The 21,341-nt window shown below is 43.3% G+C and carries 18 protein-coding genes and 1 tRNA gene; 4 read left to right on the top strand and 15 right to left on the bottom strand.

Translation table 11 applies throughout. The annotated features are described in order from the left end of the window. Nucleotides 1–53 precede the first annotated feature (53 nt). Nucleotides 54–1,598 carry a GH25 family lysozyme gene (locus tag MMB75_RS02790; protein ID WP_045244400.1) on the bottom strand — a complete coding sequence of 515 codons (1,545 nt, stop codon included), beginning with the start codon at nt 1,596–1,598 and terminating at the stop codon, nt 54–56. 236 nt (nt 1,599–1,834) lie between these two features. Then, complete coding sequence (locus MMB75_RS02785) at nt 1,835–2,860, bottom strand: YeiH family protein (RefSeq protein ID WP_016821509.1); 1,026 nt, start codon at nt 2,858–2,860, stop codon at nt 1,835–1,837. Nucleotides 2,861–2,977: 117 nt separating this feature from the next. Here MMB75_RS02785 and MMB75_RS02780 point away from each other — a divergent pair, with 117 nt between their 5' ends. After that, nucleotides 2,978–3,865 carry a LysR family transcriptional regulator gene (locus tag MMB75_RS02780; RefSeq protein WP_025365328.1) on the top strand — a complete coding sequence of 296 codons (888 nt, stop codon included), beginning with the start codon at nt 2,978–2,980 and terminating at the stop codon, nt 3,863–3,865. A 58-nt stretch (nt 3,866–3,923) separates the two neighbouring features. Here MMB75_RS02780 and MMB75_RS02775 read toward each other — a convergent pair whose 3' ends face one another. The 7 genes from MMB75_RS02775 to MMB75_RS02745 all read right to left on the bottom strand — a co-directional run bounded on the left by MMB75_RS02775 (nt 3,924) and on the right by MMB75_RS02745 (nt 12,065). After that, nucleotides 3,924–5,501, bottom strand: coding sequence for a glycoside hydrolase family 43 protein (locus MMB75_RS02775; protein WP_045244399.1), 1,578 nt, complete (start codon nt 5,499–5,501; stop codon nt 3,924–3,926). Then, nucleotides 5,495–6,475, bottom strand: a complete 981-nt coding sequence (locus MMB75_RS02770) for a pectinesterase family protein (protein ID WP_045244398.1) — start codon at nt 6,473–6,475, stop codon at nt 5,495–5,497. The genes MMB75_RS02775 and MMB75_RS02770 overlap by 7 nt, the downstream gene beginning before the upstream one ends. Nucleotides 6,476–6,500: 25 nt before the next feature. Continuing rightward, nucleotides 6,501–7,385 (bottom strand): dienelactone hydrolase family protein, encoded by an 885-nt coding sequence (locus MMB75_RS02765; RefSeq protein WP_045244397.1) that lies wholly within the window; start codon nt 7,383–7,385, stop codon nt 6,501–6,503. A gap of 24 nt (nt 7,386–7,409) precedes the next feature. Next, complete coding sequence (locus MMB75_RS02760) at nt 7,410–8,771, bottom strand: glycoside hydrolase family 28 protein (protein ID WP_025365332.1); 1,362 nt, start codon at nt 8,769–8,771, stop codon at nt 7,410–7,412. Between the two features lie 134 nt (nt 8,772–8,905). Next, the gene (locus MMB75_RS02755; protein WP_016821515.1) at nt 8,906–10,426 is read right to left on the bottom strand and encodes an extracellular solute-binding protein; all 1,521 of its coding nucleotides are present in this window, start codon (nt 10,424–10,426) and stop codon (nt 8,906–8,908) included. Nucleotides 10,427–10,454: 28 nt separating this feature from the next. After that, nucleotides 10,455–11,078 carry a YesL family protein gene (locus tag MMB75_RS02750; RefSeq protein WP_016821516.1) on the bottom strand — a complete coding sequence of 208 codons (624 nt, stop codon included), beginning with the start codon at nt 11,076–11,078 and terminating at the stop codon, nt 10,455–10,457. A 21-nt stretch (nt 11,079–11,099) separates the two neighbouring features. Next, entirely contained in the window at nt 11,100–12,065 is a 966-nt protein-coding gene (locus MMB75_RS02745; protein ID WP_016821517.1) for an ABC transporter permease, read from the bottom strand. Nucleotides 12,066–12,334: 269 nt separating this feature from the next. On the opposite strand from MMB75_RS02745, the gene MMB75_RS02740 reads away from it, so the two are divergent. Next, entirely contained in the window at nt 12,335–13,234 is a 900-nt protein-coding gene (locus tag MMB75_RS02740; protein ID WP_016821518.1) for a carbohydrate ABC transporter permease, read from the top strand. Here the strand turns inward: MMB75_RS02740 and MMB75_RS02735 are convergent. Continuing rightward, the gene (locus MMB75_RS02735) at nt 13,231–15,492 is read right to left on the bottom strand and encodes a helix-turn-helix transcriptional regulator (protein ID WP_045244396.1); all 2,262 of its coding nucleotides are present in this window, start codon (nt 15,490–15,492) and stop codon (nt 13,231–13,233) included. The two genes, MMB75_RS02740 and MMB75_RS02735, sit on opposite strands and share 4 nt — an antisense overlap. A 165-nt stretch (nt 15,493–15,657) precedes the next feature. Here MMB75_RS02735 and MMB75_RS02730 point away from each other — a divergent pair, with 165 nt between their 5' ends. Both MMB75_RS02730 and MMB75_RS02725 read left to right on the top strand, forming a co-directional pair. Continuing rightward, the gene (locus tag MMB75_RS02730) at nt 15,658–17,154 is read left to right on the top strand and encodes a GDSL-type esterase/lipase family protein (RefSeq protein ID WP_045244395.1); all 1,497 of its coding nucleotides are present in this window, start codon (nt 15,658–15,660) and stop codon (nt 17,152–17,154) included. 357 nt (nt 17,155–17,511) lie between these two features. Next, on the top strand, nt 17,512–17,772 hold the full coding sequence (locus MMB75_RS02725) for a hypothetical protein (protein ID WP_016821521.1): 261 nt from the start codon (nt 17,512–17,514) through the stop codon (nt 17,770–17,772). 102 nt (nt 17,773–17,874) lie between these two features. Here the strand turns inward: MMB75_RS02725 and MMB75_RS02720 are convergent, their stop codons facing one another. The 5 genes from MMB75_RS02720 to pyrF form a co-directional block, all read right to left on the bottom strand. Next, nucleotides 17,875–18,978, bottom strand: a complete 1,104-nt coding sequence (locus MMB75_RS02720; protein WP_045244394.1) for a fibronectin type III domain-containing protein — start codon at nt 18,976–18,978, stop codon at nt 17,875–17,877. Nucleotides 18,979–19,371: 393 nt separating this feature from the next. After that, nucleotides 19,372–19,445, bottom strand: a tRNA-Ile gene (locus tag MMB75_RS02715). Nucleotides 19,446–19,567: 122 nt separating this feature from the next. Then, nucleotides 19,568–19,732, bottom strand: a complete 165-nt coding sequence (locus MMB75_RS02710) for a hypothetical protein (protein WP_010345444.1) — start codon at nt 19,730–19,732, stop codon at nt 19,568–19,570. Between the two features lie 148 nt (nt 19,733–19,880). Then, nucleotides 19,881–20,522 (bottom strand): orotate phosphoribosyltransferase, encoded by a 642-nt coding sequence (gene pyrE / locus MMB75_RS02705; protein ID WP_040103340.1) that lies wholly within the window; start codon nt 20,520–20,522, stop codon nt 19,881–19,883. Beyond that, nucleotides 20,519–21,313: an orotidine-5'-phosphate decarboxylase gene (pyrF, locus tag MMB75_RS02700; protein WP_016821524.1), complete on the bottom strand. Its 795-nt coding sequence runs from the start codon at nt 21,311–21,313 to the stop codon at nt 20,519–20,521. The genes pyrE and pyrF overlap by 4 nt, the downstream gene beginning before the upstream one ends. Between the last annotated feature and the right edge of the window lie 28 nt (nt 21,314–21,341).

Here is a 21,341-nt window from a genome sequence, read left to right as displayed (position 1 = left end):
AATCCTCGCAGATCCTATCCGGATTCGCGAGGATTAATCATGACATGAACCTTCTAATCAAGCGAGCCTGCCAATGAAGCACGAAGTTCATCTATCGTTCCATTGTACTCATCTAGATCGACTTGGCCGCTAATACCTGGAACACTGCCTGTGCTACTGTATTGCCAAGCCCACCAGCTATTCCAAGCTGGAACTGCGGTCGGCTTTTGCGTAGTGCTGTATCGCGCTACCCACAATTTATACATAGAAAACGTAGGATCAAACTTGGAAGCAAAGACATTTCCCGTGTATACGATCGGCTCACGTCCGGTAAGCTTCTCCATTTCATCCAAAAATGCATGAGCCACTTCACTGATCTGTGCGGAAGTAAGACCTTTAGGATTATTTTCGTAATCCATCACAGGGGGCAGATCCAGCCTTCCTCCTGCTGAATCTAGAGCCCTGGCGAAATTAGCTGCTTCCTGGCGAGCTCCATCTACGGTAGTTGCGTTTAAAAAGTGATAAGCGCCAACCAGGATGTTAGCATCTCTGGCCCCCTGAACATTTGCTAAAAATTGATTATCTTGATACTTGGTGCCCTCTGTAGCTTTAATAAAAGCAAATGTCTTGCCTGCTGCCGCCACCTGCTGCCAATCAATATTGCCATTATGGTGCGAGACGTCAATCCCCTGCGCGTGTCCGTCAGAAGAAATCGTAGGCTCAACAGGTATAGTAGATATAACAGTATCGGTAGATGCTGACTCCTCCGAAGCCTGATCCAACGCTATGACAACTTTACCATCATCTGCATTAATAAGATGAAAGGGTGTGCTGTGATCAAGATCAACCACAATACGTGCCGAGGCTGGGTTTGTGCTAAACATGGAGTATCTTACCTTGGAAGCATCTAGATCTTCTGTGACTAGAAAGCTTCCTTGTCCACCATTGTTAATAGATTGCGAAGCTGGAAATTCCTCGCCAAACTTCGAATCAGGTATATCTATAACAATACGATCTGGTTGAGTCAATGTGGTTACTTTGGGGCTTACCTTTCCATCCACCGTTATCATCAATTCGTGATTGTTGAAGTTAATTTGGTGTATAGCTGTACGCTCACTCTCTGTAGCATCACTTGCAGCTTGAGTAGCAGAGTGATCATGGGTGGTCACGCTGTTTTCGCTTGAAGCAGACGGAGTCGTCAAAAATACGGTTTTAAGTTCGTTGTTCCAGACCACTTCAACTCCTGTCTGTTCAGATACAAAACGAAGTGGAACATAAGTCGTCCCCCCGTTCAGCAAAGGAGCTACAGCCAGCCCCATCGGTTGATCATTAACTGAGGCAATGGGATTGTTGACCTGAAGGCTCAGGTTGAGATTTTGTTTATGTATAGTTATGGTACCTGTCTTGGATTCCCAATTCACACTATAACCCAATTCCTCTACAATAAGACGGAGTGGAACCAGCACATTGCCCTTTACTTCCTGAATCTGCGCACCCTTGCTGACACTTATATCTTTACCGTCCAGCTGAATATGTGAATTTGAAGACGCAGCGTGACTTTCTCCTGGAAATGCTAATAGAAACAGAAACAAAAAAGCAAATAAACTAATTTTCTTCATATGTACCCTACCAATCTCTAATTTTTCACTATGTAAATTTTACATTCTATGCACCTCTGAAGCCTCCATTTTGATAGACGCGACTCCTATGTAAAAAGTTACGATTCATTCATTATATATTTCAGCCTTGTAATACGAAAGCACTAAAAAGCTCCGCCAGCTATACGCAAGCAGAGCTCTTTCCAGTTTTACTAATCTCATTTGCTACAATCTCATCACAAGCACATACTTCCAATTTATACAGTTACAAACGTTAGCCCTACAAGAATGATCGAAGTAACAGACAGTACAAGTAAGGGCAGCATTGCTTTCTCTCTTAAAGTCTTAAAGCTCACATTCAGCCCCATGCCTACCATAGCCATCGTTAACATAAAGGTAGTAAGCTGAGAAAGTTCGTTCATTAGATTAGGTGGAACTAAAATATATTTTCCAAAAACATAACTTCCCAAAATACTTGCCGCAATAAAGCCAATGAGGAACCAGGGGAACTCCACTTTAGTACCTGTACGAATCTTTCCGGTTCGTTTCATCCAATACATTAAAATAAAGCTAAGCGGTATGAGTAAGAAGACACGCCCCAGTTTGGCTAATAAACCCATGGCAAGAGCATCCTGTCCGGCAGGCGCTGCTGCTAAGGCCACATGTGCAATTTCATGTAAGCTGATGCCCGACCAGATTCCATATTGCATATCCGTCAGAGGAAGCCAAGGTCGAAGCACTGTAAACAAAATAGCAAATACCGTTCCGACCAAGGCAATGAGTCCAACTCCTATGGCTGTATCCTCATCGTCCGACTTTAACAAGGGAGATACAGCTGCTATTGCTGCTGCACCGCAAACTCCTGTTCCAATCCCTAGAAGTAGAGAAAGCGAAGCATCTGCCTTACATCGTTTGGCCAGCCAAACCGTAAAAAAAATGGCGAACACCACAGTGCCTACATCACGTAAAAGCAACCCCAGCCCCTGATGAATAACAACATCCATATTCAGCTTCAGTCCATACAACACAATAGCTCCGCGCAGTATTTTCTTAGCTGAAAATTCAATTCCTGAGCGTACAGCTTCAGGATATCCCCACAACTGTCGGTATAGTATAGCGAGAAACATCGCACATGCCAATGGACCTACATAATGAAAGCCTGGTACTTCATTCAGGACGTATCCCGCCAGTGCGAAGATCATCGTTAGCACAATGCCGAATAAAAACCGAAACAATCGACCTTTGTTCAATAAAAGTTTGCTGTGTTGAATATGACTTTTCATGCTGATTCCCTCCAATTCTACATGCATACAGCTTAATATGTATTTTGTCATAAGAAAAATAAATCATTACAATAATGATAATAAGTAAATAGCATGATTAAATTGGAGGAATAAGCTTTGGATCAATCTTTAGTCGTTTTTGTTAGGGTTGCGGAGAAACAAAACTTCACACGAGCTGCTGAGGCACTACATATGACCCAACCTGCGGTAAGTCAATATATTCAAACATTGGAACGCAGTGTAGGAACCCGGCTCTTGGAGCGAAGTAATAAATATGTGCGCTTAACTAAAGCAGGTGAAATTGTGTATCATCATGCCCAGGAGATTATCCGACTCCATACACGTATGCAGTACTTGGTGGATGAGCTAATGCATACGGCAAAGGGTAACCTGTCTATTGGTGCAAGCTACACGTATGGTGAATATGTATTACCACATGTAATTGCGCAAATGAGAATTCAGTACCCACTCATTCAGCCCTCCATTACCATCGGCAATACATTGGAAATTGAAAAGCTCGTGATCCATAATCAACTGGATGTGGGCATTATCGAAGGAGAATTTCAGCATGACCATTTGCACATTGAATCCTTCGCCGATGATGAAATGGTTATTGTCGTTCCGCAAAATCATCGTTTGGCCGGTAAATCTCAAGTGGATATAAATGAGCTGCATGAGGACATCTGGATTCTGCGGGAAGAAGGCTCTGGAACCCGGGAGGCGGCTGAAAAGATGTTTGCACAGCTTCGATTTTATCCTTCTCATATGATGAATTTTGGCAGTACACAGATCATCAAAGAGTCGGTAGAAGCAGGCTTGGGGATTTCTTTGCTGTCCCAATGGGTAATTCAAAAGGAACTTGCTTTGGGAACATTAGAAGTATTGGATATTCTCAATCTCCCGTTCATTCGGAAATTTTCTTTTCTGACCCCTTCTGCGATATTTGAGACGAAAGCAACCACTGCTTTTTTGGAGATTTTGCGAGATTATAATGTGAAAAGGTAATCTGCGAAAGAAAAAAAGCACCCATTAAGGTGCTTGCAGTATAGTCAGTATTATATTTTTATGAGGAGAGATGGTCCTTACCATGGTATAAGAAGTGGGAGAAATCAGCATGGCTTCCTTGGAATTGTTGCATATCATGAGCTGCAATACCTACAAAATTCCCTGTAAATCCTCCAGACAAAAAGCTGATATCCTGTATTTCAAAAAGTCGCGTCCAGGAAGGTTCATCTCCGACTCCATAATAAAATTGTGCATGGGATGCATGAACCTCTACAGCCAAATGTACAGGAAGATCATTCTGAAGGGCAATCACTTGCGGAATTAGCGTAAATGAATTAGCTTCACAGCGCATCATGCGCAGCACTTTTCCCACTCCCTCTTCATAGCTAACATACGCATACAAATAGTCTTCTTCATTGAGATACAGCAAAAGTCCCGCCATTTGCAAATAGCTGGTTGGCTGATACTCCAGTGCTGTTTCTACCCGGAAATGATGATCCGTTTGCCGAATGGCAAGCACGTGATGCTGGAACAGACTTTGTATGGATTCTCCAGCATGGATTCGAAGATAGCCTGGGCGTTGACTTAATGAACACCAGCTATCGTCCGCCAGGATACGCAATGTGTTCCACGTTTTGTCAAGTGTGGGGCCCTCGAAAAAGTCTTCGAAAATATACTTCTGCTGCTCTTGCTGACCCAAGATTGTCCCTTGAGGCGCAGGCACCTCCAATTGGGGTGTATGGCCCCCGGCGGTTAATCGCAGCCAGCCTTCATCATTCCAATATACTTGCTGTAACGCTGTCTCGCGCCCTAAAATGGCGTATTTCCCCTCCACTGGACGTGTACATAAATGAGCCATATACCATTCTCCGTCCGGTGTTTCCACAAGACTGCCATGTCCTGCGCATTGTAAAGGGAAATTCAGCAGATCACGAGACGTAAGCATCGGGTTATGCGGGTCCACTTCATACGGGCCGGTTATCTGCTTGGAGCGTGCTACGGTAACTGCATGCCCCGTACCCGTTCCACCTTCCGCTGTAACAAGATAATAATAACCGTTCTGCCTGTAGATGTGGGGCGCTTCTGTCTTCTTCAATGGAGTGCAATCAAAAATTTTAATAGGCTCGCCAACAAGCCGCTGTTGACTGCTGTCATACTCCTGCATGACAATACCCGATGACTTATTGCTTTCCAACATGCGGTAATCCCACAACGCGTTCAGCAGCCATTTGCGTCCATCCTCATCATGAAATAAAGATGGATCAAATCCACTACTATTCAGATAAACGGGTTCCGACCACGGTCCGTTGATCGTGGGTGCCGTTATCACAAAATTATGAACGTCCTTGAACGGACGCTTGGTGCTTTTCACATCCGTATAGAGCAGATAAAAAAGGTTATCCGCATAGCTTAATTGCGGTGCCCAAATGCTGCAATTTTTCGGGTTCCCTCTCAAATTAACCTGGTCAGTCAAAATATCCGTGCAGTGCTCCCAATGAGCCAAATCTTTGGACTGATACACCCGTACTCCAGGCAGCCACTCAAATGATGACACTACAATATAGTAAGTATCTTCGACTCGCGTAATACACGGATCGGGATTAAAGCCTTTTAATATAGGGTTTTGGATCAACATGAGACATCACTTCTCCTTACTTTCCAAAATGTGACTCCCTCAAAAACCTGCTTCTTGCTCCATGCTTCTGTCCTCGCTTCAAAGCAATCCGCCCACGGAACACGCTGCTTACGTAATAAAGCTATTTCATCAGATCCGCCATATTCCTGATAGCAGACGGTTTTCTCATTCGCGACATTGTCCCAATTGTCCCAGCCGCGCGGGTCGATATGGTCGCCCATTTTACAATCGACAAATACGGTTTTGGCATATTCCCGCCATGGACGGCCCAAAAAAACAGGAGTAATATCAGGCTCTGCGGTTAAATAGCAATGATCGAATACATAGCCGTACGTTTGTCCTTGCGGTGTAGAGGCGGCTGTAACGTAGCTTGTATGGTTCTTATGATGACGCAAACTACGAATCTCACAATCTTCAAAGTAAGCGGTAGCCCCGCCAAAAATGAAATCTATCGTACCCTCGATGTAACAATGCTGATAAAGCTGGCGATAGTGTGCATGGTGTTCTTTCAAAGGAATTCCACCAAACTTTAATCGTTCTTTGGGTGCAGGAGGCAGAGGGCCTGTAAATAACGTGTCCTGGTACCCTTTAAAGGTGCAGTTTCTAAAGACGGTTTGATCACAATGAGCGTATACCGCAACGGCCTGCCCAATGTGTTCTCCCTGTCCGGCCGTGTTGGAAATGATGAGATTTTCCAAGATCAGATGGCTGCCGCCTATAAATAAAGTCGGTGTCGCAAAGGTTCCTATTTCCTCACCTGCTTCATTCCGCTCCTTGGCATACCGGTCCATACGAATCTCTACCTGCCCGATGCCTATGATATGTAGATTTGAACGGTAAATCCGCACTTCTTCCTCATAGGTACCCGATAAAATAGTTAGCGTTTCCATTTCGTTGGAAGGCGATTGCTCCAATACATGAATCGCCTCCTGAATAGTGTGGAAATCACAAAAGGATTCTTTTCCGACTAGCATGGTTACCCCAATCCTTTCATTTGATTTACAAGTGTTCAGCTAAAAATGACTGCCAAGCCGTTCGCATTTCCAATGTCTCCATATGGCCACCGCCCGCAATCACAGGCTGCCAATGCTCAGGGTGACCTGCTTTCTGATAAGCTTCCAACAACCCCTTGGCCAAATGCTCGACTCCTTCTATAGGACACATCCGATCATTTTGACCTGTTATACTCATCCGTGGACGAGGTGCGATCCGCTTTTGAATATCCAGCGTGGTGAAATGCTTCAACAAGCCGGGGACATAGGAATAGAAGCCATGATGATCCAATCCCCTTTTAGCGATCAGCGTATGGGCATCTACCTGTCCGCAGATATCCACCGTGACCTGTATTCGTTCATCTAAAGCAGCCATCCACCATGCCATAAGTCCACCCATCGACATACCGATCGTTGCGATACGGGAAGCATCAATGTCCTCACGCTGACACATATAATCTACCAAACGACGGTTATCATACAGCATCATGCCCCACAGCACCTGACCCTGCCAGAGCATTTCTTTTACCAGCTCGCTCTCGGTTTTGCCTCCACGCTCATTGAAGCCCCACATGTCGATACAGCACACGCAATACCCCATGTCTGTCAGAGCTGTAGCAAACGAGGGCTGCTGTAGGTAAGAACTGCTATGAAGCAGTTCCTTACGTCCATTCGTATAGTTGCCTCCATGCGAATGGTTAAATACGACCAATGGGAACGGACCGTCCCCATGTAAGGGTGTAGCTACATAAGCGGGTACAGACTCGATCCCGTTCAAGTCCAGCAGGAGACACTCCAGTTGATAACCCTCCCGCTCTTCTTGATTCAGTAGAGTCGCCGTTATAGGGCGATCTGCCGGAAGGTCTCCCAACAATGCTTGCAACTTATCCACGTTTTATGCTCCTTTCATCCCCTCCTATTTCACAACATTTTGTTCAGAAGGTTGTATCGTTACTTGTTCTATCAGCTTTTCAGGCTGAGCTGTATTCTTCGAATGACAACGATTGATTTCAACATCTTCCCCATTTTCAATGTAAAAGGCAGGACCTTCATGATTTTCAATCGTAACCTGTTGAAAACGAATATCCCTCACATTACCTAGATAAAAACCACGGTTATTCATATCTTCAATCCCTGTCATCATGGCCGGACGACCGGGAATCGCATTTTTAGCCATAGATATATCAATATTGGAAAATGTAATTTCAGCAATATATTGTTCTGCAAGTCCGTATAAGAAACCAGCCGCCGCATGAACCTGACGTGCCGTGATATTGGAAAAATGGATTCTTCTAAAGCACGGAGTTTCATCAGTAATTGGATAGGGATTTTTATCCCACACATATTTGTCCTTGCCCCGAGGTCCGCAGAAATAATACAGGTTTAGAATAAATGGACAAATGACCTCCTCCATCACAATGTTGCTGATACGAATATCCTCGATGATTCCACCGCGTCCCCGTCTTGATTTCAGACGTATGCCCCGATCCGTTTGCTTGAACACGCAATTGCTGATCGTAACATTACGAATATCTCCGCTCATTTCGCTTCCCAGTACGACAGCACCATGACCATGCACCATTGTACAGTTGGTAATCGTAATATTTTCACAAGGAATCCGCTCATGGGTATCTTCGGTTCCTGCTTTGATCGCAATACAATCATCACCTACATCAATATTGCAGTTGCTAATACGAACATTGGAACAGGATTCGGGATTAATGCCATCCGTATTGGGAGAGTCAGCCGGGTTAAGAATGGACAAATTGTCAATCGTAACGTTATAGCAAGCAATGGGGTTTACAGTCCAACTGGGGGAATTTTTTAACATGAGGTCTTTAATGGTGACCCGTTGACAGCGGTCAAAGCTGATTAATTTGGGTCTTGGATACTGCAACTCTTCAGGGTGATTCCGATGCTTTTCCCACCACGGTTGACCATTTCCGTCCAATGTTCCGCTGCCTGTAATCGAAATATTCTCAAGGTTCTCTCCATAAATGCACGATGCATGTACTTCCCGCTGAACGCCTTCCCATCTGGATTCTACTACAGGGTAATCTGCCAGTTCCGTACTGAAGGAAAGAATTGCGCCGGGGCTTAAATGCAGCTCAATGTTACTTTTCAGAATAATAGCACCCGTCAGGTATGTTCCAGACGGAACAAAAACGGTGCCTCCACCAGCATTACTTGCTGCTTCAATGGCAGCCGCAATCGCCTCTGTCGCCATCGTCGTACCATCCTGAACTGCTCCATAATCTACAATGTTATATAATTGCATTTCGTTCTCTCCTGTCTTTATTTTAAGTGAATAAAACGCAGTAGGCGGAATGGTGCTGGACAAGTGTCAGCGATGTTAAGCACCATCCGCCTGCGTAGTGACAATTCATGTACACTAATGTTCAGCCTATATCTTTATTTTTTCGTTTTCTTATACGCTTCTTCATACTCAGTGGTAATTCGTGCTCCGCCTGACTTTTTCCAGTTTTCTACAGCTGCTTTAAATCCGGCTTCATCAATTTCACCCATAATAAATTTGAAGGAGGCGTCGGTAATGATTTTCTCCAGCTCTGTTCCTTGTTCATTAGCGGTGGCTGAATCCAGTGGCACTGTCGGGTCCAGAACAGCAAATTTATTATTTTCTCGCACTAATTCATTAGCCATTTCCTTTTCCGGATTGGCATCCTTTAAGTTATAGGTCACTTCACTTGGTCTGGAGCTTGAAAATGGCTGAACGTCTGCTTGCCACAAATCTGTATTCGTAATTTTAAAGGAACCATCCTTTTCGATTTTATAATGAGTACCTTCAATACCACCGGTCATGTACATATATACATCTTTGTCAATTAAATCATCTACAAATTGCAGCAGTCTCTTCAACTCAGCTTCTGTCTTTACTTCAGATTTCGGAAATGCCAGCAAGCCTCCTACCCCGCTTCCTTCAGACCATACGTGATATTGGCCATCTCCATTAGAAATCTTGTTAACAGGTACCAGCTTCAGCCCTTTTTGTAAGCCTTGAGACAAGGTTCTAAGGTTAGAGATATCAATCATGCCTGTATAAATCCCTGCTTTACCTTGTGCAAATTGTTGTTGCTGGTCCGTTTTAGCGGTTACGGCAAAGTCTTTGGAGAGGTATCCGTTTTTGTATAATTTATTGGAATACTTTAAGGTCTCCAAATATTGAGGAGTATCAAATTCCGGCGTAAACTTGCCGTTTTCATCTACTTTCCAGCCATTAGGTGTCCCAAAGTAGGAGCTTAATGTTTTGAAGCTGCTGTAACGCAGATCCGATCTGTCAACAAACCCAGTCGTATCATTTTTTCCATTGCCATCTGGATCATCTTCTGTAAACGCTCTCGCAACTTCATACAACTCATCCAGTGTGGTCGGCACTTTCAGTCCTAAGCGATCGAGCCAATCCTGACGAATGACCAGACCCGCCCGAGCCAGATTTTTCTGGAACGGAACACCATACAGTACCCCTTCAATAGAAGCAGCTTCGCGCACTTCAGGCGGGATCTTCTTCAAATTTTCATAATCATCCAAGTATTTGCCTACATCCCAGAATAATCCTGATTTCAATGAACTACGCACTGATGAATTTGTCATCATCGTCAAAGTCACCATGTCTGCCAATTCACCAGAAGCCAGTGCGGTGGTAATTCTCTCTTCCTTGGAAGCATCCGGCACCCAGTTGAACGTAATTTTGGAATTGGTGTATTCTTCGATTTTGCTTTTAATCGTTTCTGTAGGCGGAGAGGCTGTATGCAATACGTTTAGCCAGGTAAATTCCAGTTTGGATTTGGGATCATAGGTTTGGCTGGCTTGATCCTCAGTCCCCTTGTCACCACAAGCAGTTAGAAAAACACTCATGACCATAAGTCCGGCAAGAAGACCCGATACTCCCTTTTTCATCGCGTTTCTTTTCTTCATCGTGTTTGCTCCTTTTTCGTTTGTATATTCATGCCATATCTTCCTCTTTCACCAGAACCTCTCGTTCTATTTTGCTGAATACCTGATGCGTCATCCACATCACGAGATAACCGATGATGCTCGCTCCGGCAAAAGTTAGAATTCCTGGGTACAAGCCTAGAATCAATGCATAAAGCACGACAATAGCTACAAAAAGAACTAGTGTATATTGTAAATACGAAAATCCAATGACGATCGACATCTTGATCTTCAGCTTGATGCCTTTCCAATCATAGTGAGCCAGTAACGGAAAAATGTATGCCAAAGAGATCAGATACAAAAAGGCACCCATCAGTGTCACCACACGAACATACCAGGATGAGCTGTTGACGATATCCACGTAGAGCACGTAACCCACAAGGCTGTATAGCCCGCCAATGATGGCTGCTTCCTTAAAGCTTTCTTTAAAGTAACGTACAAACGTCGAGAAAATGGCGACTTCCTCATTGCCCCGAATCCACTGCCTTAAAATACTAAGCATAGCAACGGTTGCAGGCCCTACACCTATAAAACCCAAGCCCAGGATTGTCGCAATCGTCCACAGCAAGTTAAGGTAGACCAGGCGTAGCAGGCGCATGCACCATTTGTTCATGTTTTCTACAAATCGTACCATTTTGCATCCTTCCCGTCGTCATTAGTAAACGCCGTCCTCACCAAATTTCTTAGCGAGTCGATTGGAGAACATAATCAGAATTAAGCCTACTACACCTTTGAAAAGTCCTACCGTCGTACTGAAACTTAATTGTCCATTCTTTAAGCCCGCAGTATAAATATAGGTGTCAAAGATTTCGGCAACCTCGCGGTTTAATGAGTTCAATAGCAGATACATATGTTCAAAGCCCAAATCCAGCGTGCTACCGATTTTCAAAATTAACAAAGTAATAATAACCGGGCGGATCGCTGGCAACGTCACGTGCCATGTCTTTCTCAAACGTCCAGCACCGTCCATTTCTGCTGCCTCATACAATTGTGTATCCACCACTGTAATTGCAGATAAATAAATGATGGTAGACCAGCCAAGTTCCTTCCAAATCACTTGCCCGATATAGACCGTTCGCAGCCACTGCGGTGATGTTAAGAAGCTGATCTTCTCACCACCTAGTGCGGCAATCAGTTCATTCAGCACACCGCCGTCCACCGTCAGGAATACATAAGAAATCGAAACGATGATAACCCATGACATAAAGTGCGGAATGTAGATGATGGTTTGAATTATATTTTTGAAAAACATCTTCCTAACCTCGTTCAGCATGAGCGCCAATATAATGGGCAATGGAAAAAAGATTACAATATTCAGTGCAAATAAAACCAGCGTATTGCGAAGCAACATAAAAAACGTAGGCTCTGTAAACAAACGAATAAAATGCTTCATTCCTACCCATGGACTGCCTGTAATTCCCTGAAAGGCTTGATAATCCTGAAATGCAATTACCAATCCTCCCATAGGGAAGTACTTGAAAATAATGAAGTACACCAACCCGGGTAAAACCATCAGATAGAGCAGCTTGTGTTTCTGCATTCGTAAAAGGCTTTCCGTCGTTCTTTTGTTCTTTTTCATTTTCATCTTCATGTTTGGTGCGGGGACACTTGAAACTTTCATTAGTTCGACCTCCTTCAAACGTTCCTGTATACGCTTTCAAGAGTACGTTATTTTCGTCATTACGCATATAATCATCAAATGATAGCGTTTACAAAAATAGGCCAACAGCCTACTTTACAGCCTTTTCACCTTAGCTAATGATTACTACACAACTTAATGATCATCCTCTTTTTTCCACGCTTAGAGAACACCTCAAGATTTGATTATATACGGAATTCTTTGCTCTTGATAAGGTTTACATGTAAACGATTACAAGGAGGTCACCCACATTGGAACAACCATTAATCAAACCAAAATCACGAAAAAAAGAATCACTGGGCAGTCGTATTTTCAACATTGTAAACAGTACACTTTTGATTCTCATTGCCCTCACTTGTCTCTTACCTTTTTTGAATATCATCGCCAGCTCATTTGCTTCAACTGAGGAAGTAGTGGCCAAGAAGTTCATCTTATTCCCTGTAACTTTTTCACTGGATGCTTATCGCTATATCCTATCCACTCCAACGATTTTTAGAGGACTTGGGGTTTCGGTCGGAGTAACGATCGTGGGTACAGTTGTAAGTATGATTTTTACCGCTTTTATGGCTTATGGATTATCCCGAAAATATCTGCTTGGCCGCAATACGATTAACTTCATTGTCGTGTTTTCTATGTTGTTTAGCGGGGGGATGATTCCGACATTCCTCGTGGTCAAAAGCATGGGACTGATCAATTCGTATTGGTCCTTGATTCTGCCCGTAGCTATTAATGCATTTAACCTGATTATCATGCGTAACTTTTTTCAGGCATTGCCGGATGATTTGGAGGAATCGGCCAAGATGGACGGGTGCAACGATTTTGGTATCTTCTTTAAAATTATGTTGCCATTAGCCCTGCCTTCTATTGCAACCATTTCTTTATTCTACGCTGTTGCCTACTGGAATACGTATATGCACGCCATTCTCTATATCAATGACTCTGCCAAATGGCCAATTCAAGTCTTACTTCGCCAAATTGTTATCGTCTCCAGTGGTATGCAGGCAGAAGGAACTGCGGTAGATGTCATCCCGCCTGCGCAGACGATTAAGATGGCGGTCATTGTTATAGCGACCGTTCCGATGTTAATCGTGTATCCATTTGTGCAAAAGCACTTTGTCAAAGGAGCCTTACTGGGGGCGGTTAAAGGTTAATTGGCTTGCTTCATCTTTCGATAAGCCCCTGGTGTAACCTGTTCTTTTTTTCGAAAAGAGCGGATAAAGTTTTGCGAATTATGATATTGCAGCCGCTCGGCGATTTCTTTAATCGTCATATCTGTCTCAACGAGCCATTTCTTGCTCATTTGCAGGCGATAGCCCATCAGATATTCACTAAACGTCGTTCCGTATTCTTTTTTGAAAATACTGCTTAAATAATTTGGATTGTAATGCAGTCGATCTCCAATGAGTTCTAATGATAATTCCTGGTCATATTCAGCACGGATAATCGCGGCAATTTTCTCAGAGAGACAGCGGAATTGCTGGTTGGTCTTCTCCTTCATGCTTTTTACCATGGGGAAAATAACCTGTTCTAACAGCATGCGTTCTATCTCCTCCGGGTTACGGATATCCAGCAAACGGTGATACAAGGCATGATTGTCTTGCGTTAGCAGTACTTCAATCCCTAATAGCTGCTCTAATTGGATGAGGTTATTGACAAAGCGTACCAGCAGCACTTCAAAGTTCATGGAATGGTTGTTCTTTGTCATCATTTCCGCCAATAAAGAGTGCACGGTATGATATACCTGCTCTTCATCTCCTATGCGGATGGCATCAAACAGTTTGGATTCCAATTCCGCAGGATAATGCAGCAGCACCGGACCTGAAATGACCATGGAAATATCCTCATAAAAAATAATCGACTCTTTACCTAGGTTTAAACGGTGATGCAATGCTTGCTTGCTCATCTCACAAGCTTCTTTACTTTCTAATAAGTTATCATACGCTGTGCTAATACCGATGCTGATGGATACATTCAAATACTCTTTTACATTCTGAATCAAAAGGGTCGCATGATCCAGCACTTGCTTTCTCATTTCCTGTGCACTCTTACCTGCCAAAATTAATATGGTAGCCTGGGTGTTATCGTTCAAAATGATGGGAAGCATACGCTGCTGCTCAGGAATCGTTTCTTCTACGATTTTGTTAATAGCCAGCAGTAAAACATCTTTATCCGAAGGTTCTCGATCTCCCAGATTATCCAGTTGAACCAACAAGGTAATATACACTTGATTCTCGATCTGCGGGTAGCCCAAGCGTGGCATTTTTCGTGCCAATTCCTCTGCGGAAACACGTTTGCGAAACAGGTTGAGAATCAATTGCGTTTCCAACTGTGGCATTTCGGACTGAATGAGACTTTCCAAGCTTTCCTTCTCTGTTACAATGTTGTCGATGGAATTAATAATCCACTCAATTTCATTTTTAGAAGGTTCATTTTTGAAAGCGAAATTGGGATTTTTCGGTAAGCTGCGTTTTATTTGCTGGAATGGCTTGGTAAAGTAAATGGCAATGATGTATGCCACCACCACCATTAAAAGCGTTAATACAAGGCCCATCATGATAATCCCAAATTTGGTCGTTTGAAACGCGTTTGCAATCTCTTTTTTATCTAATACCGTTAAGTAAGTCCAATTGTTGTAAGCAGATTTAGCATAAATGATTTGCCGCGCTGGCTGATGCTCCGTTTTCTCCAATGTCAGCATGCCCGTGTTGTTTGATTTAGCAGTAACCTCTGAAATGTGCTGAAGCTGCTGAGTAGACAATAAGGGAGTAGCAGGCTCAGTTTCGTACATTAAGTCGCCTTTTTTATTCAAAATAAACACAGGCATATGATCCTCTGTTTGAATGGTATGGCTTAACGTCTGCGACGAAATATCAGATAGCGCGATGGCCTGTTTCTTTTTGGAAAACACAGGCAAGGTATTCACAAAACGGATTCCTTTATCTGTTTTAATCCAGAATAGTCCCTTATCCTGGTGGTCGATATAGGTACTAATCAGCTTTTCTCGTTCCGTTTTCGTCAAATAAGACAGGCTTCCATTGGAGATTCTCCAATTCTGATTTAGACTTATTAGTGAATACTCGGTTCCTTCTAATCCCATCGTAGCAATATAATTGAGCTGGGTATTTACATTCCGATACGCTACAAAATCTTTTTCTGTAATGGGATTTTTGACAACTTCATTAAAGGAACTGGTCGTGCTATACGTATTAAAAGCGTATTCAATGGTTTGGATTTTCTGTTCCAGGCTATTTCTGATCTGCGCCATGTAGCTTTGCTTGGTATTGGAAACTCTCTCCACAACGGAGCTAATTGTTGTAAAATAGATATAGCTGCCAAAGCTGGCCACCAATCCTATTCCCAAAACCAGAATCGTAATAAAAATAGTGTAGAACATTCTTCCTTTTTTCATTGCGCTCCCCCTTTGGTTCTTGGTATCACACCAAATTATAGCGCTTTCATAACAAGGTTTAAATCATTTTTTTCACGTGTGCATTATTTTTTACATCCGTATCATTCCAATTTAAGTTGATTTTATTTGGTTTGCGGCAGTTAAAAAGAAATTTGGAGGTCTCTTATGCTACATGTCGTTAGTTCTAAAGAACAGATTGTAAAAGAAGAATTTCCGTTGGACACTTCCTTTCTCTCCCTCTATCCCGTAGTGGCTCGTGAAGCTCGTCCTTTTGTATTGGTGTTACCTGGCGGTGGCTACGAGCATTTGGCCTCACATGAAGGAGAGCCAATCGCCCGGTGGTTAAATGATCTAGGTATTCATGCGGGCGTGCTGGAGTATCAGGTCGGTGATTTCGAGATTACCTCCTTGCTGGAGGATGTAGAACATGCCCTGCAATGGATTCGCCAAACACCGCATGACTGGCTAGTGATCCCTGATCAAGTGGGTCTCATCGGTTTTTCAGCAGGGGGTCACCTGGCCTCCATTGTCTCCACGATCGGAGCGGAAAAACCAAATCTTCTGATGTTGGGATACCCTGTCATTTCATTTCATGATCCTTATACGCATCTTGGAAGCCGTACGCACTTTTTAGGGGAACAGCCAACCCTGGAGCAGCTCCAAGCCTTTTCATCCGATCGGCAAGTGACTGCACAGACACCTCCGACTTTTATGTGGACAACGGCCAATGATGGCGCTGTACCGGTAGAAAATAGCCTGTTGTTCGCTTTCTCATTATCCAGAGAGCGTATTCCGTTTGAACTGCATGTATTTGAGGAAGGACGACACGGCTTGGGACTATCCGAGGACAACCTTGAATGCAGACAATGGCTCGACCTGGCGGAAACATGGCTACAAAAACATGGATATGCGCAGGCAAGACAACAGATGACAACTCGACTGTTTATCGCAGGGGACTCTACTGCAGCTCAAAAAGGAGCAACCGAAAAACCGATGACAGGCTGGGGCGAACATTTGCAAGCTCATTTGGACTCTACTGTTCATGTGGATAATCGTGCCGTCAACGGACGAAGCACCAAATCTTTTATAGCAGAAGGGCGATTAGCTGATATTGAAAAAGATATTCAAGCTGGCGATTATTTGTTTATTCAATTTGGACATAACGACGAGAAAAAAGAAGACCCTGCACGCTACACCGATCCTGATGGAGAGTACCGTCTAAACTTAATTCAATACATTCAGTCCGCTCGGGAACGTGGCGGAATTCCAGTGCTGTTAACCTCTGTAAGCCGCCGCCGCTTTACCGCAAACGGTGAACCTGATCCGCTGGCCGTAGGAGCCTATCCCGCTGCCATGAGACAAGTAGCCAAGGAAACCCAGACACCGTTGCTCGATATTTTCGAAGCATCACAGCAGCTTTATCGTTCCATGGGCGAAAAAGAGTCCCAGCTTCTATTTATGCATTTGCCTGAAAAAACGCACCCTAATTACCCAGCTGGTGTAGCAGATAATACCCATTTTTCTGACGAAGGAGCAAGGCAAATTGCCCAGCTGGTAGCAGAAGCGATTCGTCAAAATACGGAGCTGTCTGCATTAAAACAACGCATGGTCGAAAGAAATCTAGATAGTAGCAAGAAGCTTGCACATCAACTTGTCAACTGATATCAAGTGCCATACATGCACATACGAAAAACGGATCTCGGACGAATCACTCCGACGTCCGTTTTTATTTTGTTATGCAAAGATGGCCCAGCTATAGAGAATAGCTCAAAAATACAGTATATTAAATGAGTTTCTTTAATTGTCATATTTTAATTATTTTGTATCTTATAAGACTATAGAATCGTTTCATTGTATTATTTTTACAATATTTATCGAATGAAGTGAAAGCAACCATTTTACACGGTATATTTTAGGAGTTCATATCATACATAAGGAGGATTTTTTTATGAATACTAAGAAAATATTATTATCAACAGCTATCTCTTTGGGACTCATTGGGGGATTATTATCCCTAGCGTGTCCGCAGCAGTAGGCCCTTCTCCAGAAATTACACCTGTTGTACAAGTAAACGGAGTATCCTACAGAACGGCTACGTTGCAAAGTAATTATTCTTATGCGTTGTCAAATTACCCTGGAGATACTTATAAAGTGGCGAGCGGAAATGTCACCGTCTCCGCTTCCGGCGTAGTAACCACCACCACTGCAACGAATGCAAGAGTTGAGATTTACGCCGGTAACGGTAAATTGAGAATGGTGTATACCGTTAAGGTAAACTAACTATTTAGCTGACAAAGGCCTTGGCACACTTGGTCAATGATTAGCAAGAATATCATTGCATTTTCTGAAAAATCCCCTGCCATTATTGCAGGGGATTTCAATTTATTTAGAGTATTCACTTACTTCAAATGTGAGAATCTTATCAAAGATTACATAATCCTTCCGACTGCTGAATGGACCTTTGTTGTTATTGTGTTTATCGATTTTATAATATGATTGACCACGGCCGGCATCTTTTGCATCATACCACGCTATAAAGTTGTTAACTTCTTTCATACTTAAATCAAATTCCTTCTCAAAGCCATTGGTCATAGTTACTACAAGAATTGCTCGATCACCTGTCGATTGAGCTGGCTCAGATGGTTCAGGATTAGGTTGAGATGGATTTTCGGTATCGGAATCTGTTTGCTTTTCTCCTTGTGGAGTAGCTGAAACCTCTTTAGAAAATTCACTTTCGCCATTATTACTTACTGCTGTAACTACGTAATAGTATGTTGTTCCATTGACCACAGATGTATCAGAATACGATGGAGTTTTGACGTTGGAAGCAATTGTATCATACGGTCCTGCAGAAGTAGTGCTTCGTTTTATAGTATATTCTGTTTTATCGGGGCTTGCTGTCCAGCTTAAATCTACCTTGGCGTCTCCTGCCTTTGCAGATAGATTTGAAGGAGCACTGATTTTAGGATTTACTAAATATCCAGTCTCGTTGATATCTAAAGCATCAAATTCGAACAGATTATAAACGTTTGAGTTGCTTGCACTTACTTCTACGGAATGTAATTTATTTTCTAAGTTCCTTTTTTCAAATAAAAGGGTAGTCACTTGTGCTTGACCATTTGCTGAGTAACTATAATTCACACCATCAATATTTACTTGAATAGATGTTTGTCTATCTCCGCCTCTATAACTAATTAATCTTAGATCCGTACCCCAAAATTGAAATTTAACAGTATGTAGAGATGAATTAAGTGTAAACTTTTCACTTCCTCCAGAATAGCTTCCCGCAGTTGGCGTTTGCCATCCATTTCCTTCAAAGATGAAACCAGGTGCAAGTTCTTCATATCGTTGCCACCCACTCTCTGGAGTAGGTAATGCCTGACCAACTGATGCTGCTGCATACGTTCTTAAATTTGAAAATACGATTAGTAAAAACAATGATGCGCTGAACAATATAAAAGTTTTCTTAATGAGATTCTTTTTCATAAATATTCCCCCAGTAATCTATCTCTTGTACAGACACTAAGGTAACATGTTCTTCAAAAATTATCTAAACATAAACTTACTGACTTATAAATATTATCTATATATTAGAATAAATATTTTTTATTGGATACTAATAACGATAAGACTCAGTAAAATAGGAAACAGTTTTAATAACCTACATAAGCTAGAACGAGGTTACATAAGGTCTAGGTCCCATTAAAGAAAGGTGTAAATTTTTAGAGTACTTATCTATTTAAAATGACAGAATCCGATAAAGAAAGCACCATGACCAAAAGGTAAGCAATTAAGTTTAAGCAACTACTCTCCATTCTCTTATAGCACAGAAAAAAAGACGACAAAAAAACCCTTGCTAAGCAAGGGTTTTTGAGGAAATGGGCCCTGAGGGACTCGAACCCCCGACCAATCGGTTATGAGCCGACCGCTCTAACCAACTGAGCTAAGGGCCCTCAAAAAAATATGTATATTCACGCTACATATTCGTAACAGCAACGTTAATTAATATACAACATTTTCTTGTGTTTCGTCAATAGTTTTTATAAATTTCTTTTTAAAAATTATTTTTGTACACCTATGGAATAAATCGGACACCATAACGGCCTTTGCGCGAGCGGTACACCTCCACTGCGCGGGGATCATTGTATCCATACATCCAGCCGTCATGCTCCAGCCTTTTTGCCAAACATCCTGCCTGAAATTTAGTCGTGTACAGTCTGCCATAGTAAACCCAATACATCCGAACTCCCTCTTTTCACATGTATAGTAGGAGTTAGTGTAACCGGATCGAATTCGATTTACACAGCTTGATTACTAACAATCTGCACTAGATGGCAATGAGTCTGTGGCGCACTACTTATTAGCTCCGTTGTCTCTAGTACTCAGCCTTATTTGCCAAAAGAAGCTGGGTCCTGACGCCAGGAACGCAGCAGTTCCATTTCTTCCTCCTGAATGGTTCCTTCACGCAAGGCAACCTCCATCAAGGCGGTGTAATTAGACAAGGTTTGCAGCTTCACACCTGCTTCTTCAAAAGCTTGAGTGGCTTTGTCCAGCTGGTAGCTGAAAATAGCCAGTACAGCTAACGGCTGAGCGCCTGCTTGCTCTACGGCCTGTGCTGCTTTAATGGAGCTTCCCCCGGTAGAGATGAGGTCTTCGATAACCATAACCTTTTGTCCGGCGCTGATACGGCCTTCGATTTGGTTTTCCTTCCCGTGTCCTTTGGCTTTGTCTCTGACATAAGCCATTGGCAGATTTAGCTTTTGTGCCACCCAAGCGGCATGAGGAATCCCTGCTGTGGCTGTGCCGGCAATAACCTCGGTCTCAGGGTATTGTTCACGGATGAGAGCCGCAAAAGAGTCTGCGATTAGTTCACGCACCTCCGGGTAGGACATGGTCAGGCGATTGTCACAGTAGATAGGGGATTTAATACCGGATGTCCATGTGAAAGGCTGCTGTGGACGCAGTGCCACTGCCTGAATGCGTAACAGATGGGATGCAATTTGCTCTGGGATATTGTTTAATGTAGTCATACTTGTATCATCTCCTCAATAATATGTTTTGCTGCGGCGCGTGGGTCTGGTGCCGCCGTGATCGGCCGTCCAACGACAATGTAACTGCTGCCTTGGGCAATGGCTTGTCCGGGTGTAAGCACACGCGACTGATCACCTGTAGCGCTGCCTGCCGGGCGTATGCCAGGAGTTATGGTTTTAAAGTCCGCTCCGCATACCGCACGAATCGCAGGCACTTCTAATGGGGATGCTACCACACCGTCCAGCCCAGCCTCACGTGTCAATTGTGCATAACGAACGACAGCATCCTGCACCGTGCCCGGAATGCCCAACTCTGTATTCATGGTCGTCTGATCCGTGCTGGTCAGCTGTGTGACTGCAATAATGAGCGGCATGGTAAGTGAGCTGTCTGCGGAAATCGCTGCTTCGGCTCCGGATCTGGCGGCCGACATCATACTGCGGCCTCCAGCAGCGTGTACGTTAAACATATCCACCCCTAGACGGGTAATACTCTCTGCCCCTCCCCGTACCGTGTTAGGGATATCGTGCATTTTCAAATCCAGAAATACGGAGTATCCTCTTGATTTTAATTGTTCTACAAAAGCTGGTCCTGCGCTATAAAACAGCTGCATACCCACTTTTATATAACAAGGAATTCCCTCCAGCTGCCGAATTAACTGCTCAGCCTGTTGTGCATCCGGGTAATCTAGCGCAACCATCAGCCGTCCTGCCATCTGCTGAAATGCTTCGTTCACCGTTCTACCGCCCCTTTTCACATCAATTCGGGTATATTTGCCCGTGATAAAGGACATCCGTCAGCAAATGCTGATGAATGTCCTT

It is taken from the genome of Paenibacillus sp. P2(2022), assembly GCF_029522175.1.
In the GTDB taxonomy this organism is placed as follows: Bacteria; Bacillota; Bacilli; order Paenibacillales; family Paenibacillaceae; genus Paenibacillus; species Paenibacillus polymyxa.
The sequence above is the reverse complement of the archived record's forward strand: the minus strand, read 5'-3'. Positions and strand labels throughout refer to the sequence as shown.